Here is a 2,425-nt window from a genome sequence, read left to right on the forward strand (position 1 = left end):
GTTGCGTTGTCGCCCGCATTGCCCCGCCATCCCCGAAACCGATTCGTTAACAATTTGTTTCGCGAAGCGCCGCGGCAAAAATGAGTCAGAAAAAATGAGGGGATTCGTGAGGGCCGCGCACATCCTCATTTCTGATTTTTTCTTCCGTTTGGGTAAGTCTGAATAAATTGGCCGCAAGTTCTGTTTTCCCCATAAAATCTAAAGGAGAACGGCCACTAGGCACACCTTTTCTTCGTCTTATAGACGCCAGATCCATATTGTACATGCCACGATATCCTGCATTTTGGAAAAATGCAAAATTATCAACTCCTTGAGCGCTCGCAGCACCACTCAATGACTTCTCGCGATCGGACAGCTCTCCTCGAATAAGCACTCGCTCAACGCTCGCCGCTTCTTGAACGTACTGCCGGAACGCCTCGGCCATTGTAACGAAATAAGCTTGCGCTTGAGCCACCTTCTTATTTCGCGAATCTCCGTTCATCACCGTGAGATAACAAGCAAAACGGGATAGCTTCCAATCCTTCGGATGATCTGGAGACGAAATTTCTTGGAAGTTCTCGTGAATGGGAATTCCGAGGGTCGCGCACGCGGCGATCGCGTTATTGATCGCTTTCAACACTGGAGTTATTGTAGAGTAACCGAGACAATCTTGGAGCTGAGAGGCCAACCAATATTTAAAACCATTTTCCTGCGCATAATTCTCAAAACTCGGACGATCGCCGTCGAAATGGAAGATATCTACGTCCTGATCCATACGGCCCCCGCTCGCGAATGCGATCAAAGCGTTAAGCGTGCTTTGTCTTGCAACCATATCACGAACTCGGCTTTGGCAGCACGATCGAGACGATCGTCCACAGACTAGATTACGGCTAACGTGACGCCTATCACAATCCGGGCCGACCATTAAACGCACACCCTCCGGCCCTTGCGCCGGCGCGCGAGTTTTGCCACATAGGGCGCGGGAGGTTGGCGGTGGACGCTCCACTCGCCAACCGGGTCAGGTCCGGAAGGAAGCAGCCCTAACGAGTTCCGGGCGGGTCTTCGTCCAGCCTCCCACTTTTTGCGCCGCCGCCCCGGCGCCGACCAAAGGGCGGACCCTCCTCCGGGCGACGAGATGGACGACGAGCATTCTGCGCCATCCGACGCCCTGTTTCCCGCCGAGCCGCAGGCCAAGCGCGAGGGGCAAGCCGCCTATCGCGTGCTGGCGCGCAAATATCGCCCCTCCGGCTTTTCCGATCTCATCGGCCAGGAGCCGATGGTGCGCACGCTCGAGAACGCCTTCGAGCTGAACCGCATCCATCAGGCCTATCTGCTGACCGGCGTGCGCGGCGTCGGCAAGACGACCACCGCGCGCATTCTCGCCCGCGCCTTCAATTACGAGCTTCCCGCGCAGGACGGCCGCGCGGCGGTGGATCGCCCGACGATCCATATGGACGCGCTCGGCGCGCATTGTCAGGCGATCATCGATTCGCGCCATCCCGACGTGCTGGAGATGGACGCCGCCTCGCACACCGGCATCGACGATATTCGCGAGATCATCGAGAACGCGCGCTATCGGCCGGTGATGGCGCGCGTCAAAGTCTACATCATCGACGAAGTGCACATGCTCTCCAAGGCCGCCTTCAACGGCCTGCTGAAGACGCTCGAAGAGCCGCCCGAGCATGTGAAATTCATCTTCGCGACGACGGAGATCGACAAGGTTCCCGTCACCGTGCGCTCGCGCTGCCAGCGCTTCGATCTGCGCCGCATAGACGCCGGCCTGCTCGCCGCGCATTTGCGCAAGATTTGCGATCTCGAGAGCGTGACGATCGAGGATGAGGCGCTGGCCATGGTCGCCCGCGCGGCGGAAGGCTCGGCGCGTGACGCGCTGTCGCTGCTCGATCAGGCCATCGCCCATGGCGCGGCGAGCGGCGGCGCGATCGCCGCGCAGGATTTGCGGCTGATGCTCGGCGTCGCCGACAAATCGCGCGTCATCGATCTCTTCGAGGCGGCGATGAAGGGCGAGATCGCCGCCGCCATCGCCCTGCTGCAGGAGCAATACGACGGCGGCGCCGATCCGGCGCAAGTTCTGCTGGAGCTGGCCGAATTCACCCATCTCGTGACGCGGCTGAAGCTCGCGCCGGACGCCGCGCAATCCAATGCGCTGACCGAGGAGGAGCGCCGCCGCGGCGGCGATGCGGCGGGGACGCTCTCCATCTCCGTGCTGACGCGGGCGTGGCAGATTTTGATGAAGGGCGTCGATGAGCTGCGCAGCTCGCCGCGTCCGCTCGCCAGCGCCGATATGGTGCTGGTGCGTCTGACCCATGCCGCCGAAATGCCCTCGCCGGAGGAGGCGCTGCGCAAGCTCGGCTTCGGCCAAAGCGGCGCGCCCCGGCCCGCGCCCGGCGCGGCCCCCGCGGCGGCGCCCGGCGAGCGGCCCCCGGTC

Annotated in this window: 2 protein-coding genes and 1 other RNA gene; 2 read left to right on the plus strand and 1 reads right to left on the minus strand. The window is 61.4% G+C overall.

What is annotated here, in order from left to right; genetic code table 11:
• Positions 1 to 85: 85 nt before the first annotated feature.
• Positions 86 to 754: a BRO family protein gene (locus FMZ75_RS20980; protein WP_166146222.1), complete on the minus strand. Its 669-nt coding sequence runs from the start codon at positions 752 to 754 to the stop codon at positions 86 to 88.
• A 206-nt stretch (positions 755 to 960) separates the two neighbouring features.
• Between FMZ75_RS20980 and ffs the strand changes: the two genes are divergently transcribed.
• Together ffs and FMZ75_RS20990 are read left to right on the plus strand one after the other, a co-directional pair.
• Positions 961 to 1,058: signal recognition particle sRNA small type (ffs, locus tag FMZ75_RS20985), an RNA gene on the plus strand.
• A gap of 56 nt (positions 1,059 to 1,114) precedes the next feature.
• On the plus strand, positions 1,115 to 2,425 hold a 1,311-nt coding region (locus tag FMZ75_RS20990), incomplete at its 3' end, for a DNA polymerase III subunit gamma/tau (RefSeq protein WP_166146225.1).

Origin of the sequence: Methylosinus sp. RM1 (assembly GCF_011378635.1) — a bacterium.
GTDB classification, from domain to species: domain Bacteria; phylum Pseudomonadota; class Alphaproteobacteria; order Rhizobiales; family Beijerinckiaceae; genus Methylosinus; species Methylosinus sporium.

Coding starts and splice junctions, on each gene's coding strand:
- FMZ75_RS20980 (WP_166146222.1), bottom strand. CDS start 754: ATGGATCAGGACGTAGATATCTTCCATTTCGACGGCGATCGTCCGAGT.